Annotated in this window: 3 protein-coding genes and 1 pseudogene; 1 reads left to right on the top strand and 3 read right to left on the bottom strand. The window is 36.5% G+C overall.

The features are described from left to right. Positions 1-330, top strand: a pseudogene (locus tag ACH2BV_RS05180) (magnesium chelatase); the annotation flags it as partial. A gap of 269 nt (positions 331-599) precedes the next feature. Here the strand turns inward: ACH2BV_RS05180 and ACH2BV_RS05175 are convergent. The 3 genes from ACH2BV_RS05175 to ACH2BV_RS05165 form a co-directional block, all read right to left on the bottom strand. Continuing rightward, positions 600-1,502 (bottom strand): IS3 family transposase, encoded by a 903-nt coding sequence (locus ACH2BV_RS05175; RefSeq protein ID WP_395049660.1) that lies wholly within the window; start codon positions 1,500-1,502, stop codon positions 600-602. Next, positions 1,499-1,870, bottom strand: coding sequence for a hypothetical protein (locus ACH2BV_RS05170; protein WP_395049659.1), 372 nt, complete (start codon positions 1,868-1,870; stop codon positions 1,499-1,501). The genes ACH2BV_RS05175 and ACH2BV_RS05170 overlap by 4 nt, the downstream gene beginning before the upstream one ends. Before the next feature lie 260 nt (positions 1,871-2,130). Then, positions 2,131-3,210, bottom strand: a 1,080-nt coding sequence (locus ACH2BV_RS05165) for a DEAD/DEAH box helicase (protein WP_395049658.1), incomplete at its 5' end; no start/stop codon positions are given.

Below are 3,210 nucleotides of genomic sequence, written 5' to 3'. Positions count from 1 at the left end.
CAAAAAGCCGAAAGCAGTGTCGATATTCGGAAACGCGTTACAGCTGCACGCGAAATCCAAACGGAACGTTTTATGCAAATGGAAAATATCCATTACAATGCGCAAATGAACACCAAACACATCAGGGAATATTGCGCTCTTGATGATGTTTCAAAACAATTGTTAAAAACTGCAATGGAACGCTTGAATCTTTCGGCTCGCGCTTACGATAGAATCCTGAAAGTAGCCAGAACAATTGCCGATTTAGAAGCAGCTCCAAAAGTGATTTCTTCACACATTGCCGAAGCGATTCAGTATAGAAGTTTGGATAGAGATGGATGGTTGGGGTGATTTATTAGCTCATTCTTAGGCAACATATCACCCGAAAGGATTCCGAGTGGTAGCGGGGTAAAATTAGTGTTAATTTTAAGGTACAATTCGATGTAAAATGATGGTTAATTTTTGATAAATTTATCATGCACTTTTCATACACTATACTGGGCTTTGAGTGGGCTTTGACTAGGCTTTGGTATGAACTTGACCCGTCCTAAAATAACTATACAGGTTATTAAATAAATCCTATTATAGCTATACAAATATAATTATTAATCCTAAACTTACTATACACCTGCTTTTTCAATGTTATATTTTTTATTATAATTCTTCCATCTTTTCTTCAAGTTCTCTGATTGCAGATGAGCTTGATTTGGGGTAAGGTAATCACAACTAGAATGTGGCCTTATTTCATTATAGACTTTAATACTTCTCTTTATCTGGTTATAGGTTTGTTCAAAACCTAACTGACTACTATGAAGATTGAACTCTGTTTTAATGATCCCGTTTACACGTTCAGCCAATGCATTTTCATAAGGATCTCCATTTTCAGTCATACTAATTCCAATAGTGTTTTGATTTAGCAGATTTACATATTGGTGTGAACAATACTGAGAACCTCTATCTGAATGATGAATGATTGGTTCGTGGTACATTCTGTTTTTCAAAGCCATTTGTAATGCTTCAATACATCCTTCGGCCATCAGGTCATTACGAAAACAATATCCTATAATCTTTCGGGAATAAGCATCGGTGATTAAACTTAAATAACCCCATTGGTTCGTTAACCTAATATAAGTTATATCACTTACCCAAACCTGTTCAGGCCTTGTCACAGGCATATTCCTGATTAGATTACTGTATTTTCGCATCCAATGCCTTGAGTCCGTTGTAATGGCTTTCCTTTTGCGTTGCCGAACCAATAATTTATGCTCCGAAAGTAAATCAAAAAGATAATCCCTGCCTATTTTTATCTTGTGAGATTCCAATGAGGTTTGTAAAAGAAAGTGCAGCTTACGGGTGCCAATCCTTGGCATATTATTACGCATTGCAATGACTTCCTGAAGAATAACATCTTCCCTGACTAAACTATTTTCCTTTCGCCATAAAGCATCATAGTAAGCATGTCTTGTTTTGCCAAACAGTCTACATAACACACCTATCCCTGACCTGGGATAATCGTGTTTCATTTTGAGGACTGCTTGGCACCAGACTTTTTTCTGATGTCAATTTTAAGCTGTTCTTCAGCCACATCAATAAGCGTATTAAGCGCCTTGATCTTCAGTTCTGCTTCCTCCAGTGCCTTTTTTAAAGCTTCAGCTTGTGCTGTACTGAATGGTTTGGTTTTTTTAGCCATTTTTGGTTCCGTTACAATACAAAGTTCGACTTTTTCTGTTTTGTATTGCGTGAGCCAGTTCCGGATTATTTTTTCATTTTTGACTCCATAGGCAGTTTGTGCCTCTTTTATACTCATCCGACCTTGCTCTATAGCTGTTACAACAGTCCGTTTTTGTAGGTTGGAAAAGATTTTTCGCTTAATATTTTGTTGATAATTCATAGATCCATATTTACGCATCCAATTATACAGACAACTTTTGCCTAATTCGTAAATACGGTTAGCTTGATTTCTGTTTGAATTATCCTAAAATAACTATACGAATATTAGAATAAATTTTACCATAATTATTCTAATATTAGTATTCTAAAACGTACTATAAACTGCTTTTTATGAGTAAAAATTTATATTATCATTCTTCCCTTTTTTTCTCAAAAAGCGAAAATTTTGTGAATAGGACTAATGACTAATAGATAATTGAATTATCTATTAGAACGTCTATCATTATTTTGTTGTGGACGTCTTGGACCAAAACTATTATTAGTGCTACGGTTAGCATTATTAGGATTTGGTTTTTTCGGGGTTGAATTCCGTTGTTGTCTCCCTTGGCCTTGTTTAATTGGTTCCGTTGAAGCGTTAGGATCTGGTTCAAAACCCGCAATATTTTCCTTTGGCAATTTCAAACCCACCAATTTCTCGATATCACGCAAGAAAACAGTTTCGTCTGGACTAAACAACGATATAGCTTCTCCACTTGCTCCAGCTCTTCCTGTTCTACCAATTCGGTGAACGTAATCTTCAGGAATATTGGGCAATTCAAAATTAACAACGTGCGGCAATAATGGAATGTCCAAACCACGAGCTGCAATATCGGTAGCTACCAAAGCGGTCAAACTTCCGTTTTTAAAACTGGCTAAGGCTTTCGTTCTTGCACCTTGACCTTTATTACCGTGGATTGCTGCTGCTTTTATACCAGCAATAATCATACTTTCAGTAAGTTTATTAGCGCCTTGTTTGGTTCGGGTAAAAACCAAAATCTGTTTCCAGTTGCCTTCTGTAATTAATTTGATTATCAATTCTGTTTTTTTCTCTTTGGCACAAGGATATACTTTTTGGATAATAGCGTCAACTGTCGTGTTTTCTGGCGTGGCTTCCACCTGAACTGGATGGTGCAAAATACCCATTGCCAATTTCTTGATGTCTTTTGAAAAGGTTGCCGAAAACATCAGGTTTTGCCTTTTTAAAGGCAATACTTTCATAATGCGTTCAATATCTCGTAAAAATCCCATATCCAGCATTCGATCTGCTTCATCCAAAACCAAAATTTCAACTTTAGACAGTGTAACTAAACCTTGATTTTGCAAATCGATTAATCGACCCGGAGTTGCTACTAAAATATCGATGCCTTGACGCAATTGAGCTACTTGTGGATTTTGGTTTACGCCTCCAAAAATTACTGCGCTGCGTATATCTACAAACTCACTGTATTCTTTGATATTAGCTAATATTTGAGCTGCCAATTCTCGTGTTGGAGTCAATATCAAAGCACGAATGGGTCTGTG

Origin of the sequence: Flavobacterium sp. (assembly GCF_043780635.1) — a bacterium.
GTDB lineage: Bacteria > Bacteroidota > Bacteroidia > Flavobacteriales > Flavobacteriaceae > Flavobacterium.
The sequence above is the reverse complement of the archived record's forward strand: the minus strand, read 5'-3'. Positions and strand labels throughout refer to the sequence as shown.

Excerpts from the sequence above, each read along its gene's own strand:
- ACH2BV_RS05175 (WP_395049660.1), bottom strand. The coding sequence starts at position 1,502 with ATGAAACACGATTATCCCAGGTCAGGGATAGGTGTGTTATGTAGACTG.
- ACH2BV_RS05170 (WP_395049659.1), bottom strand. The coding sequence starts at position 1,870 with ATGAATTATCAACAAAATATTAAGCGAAAAATCTTTTCCAACCTACAA.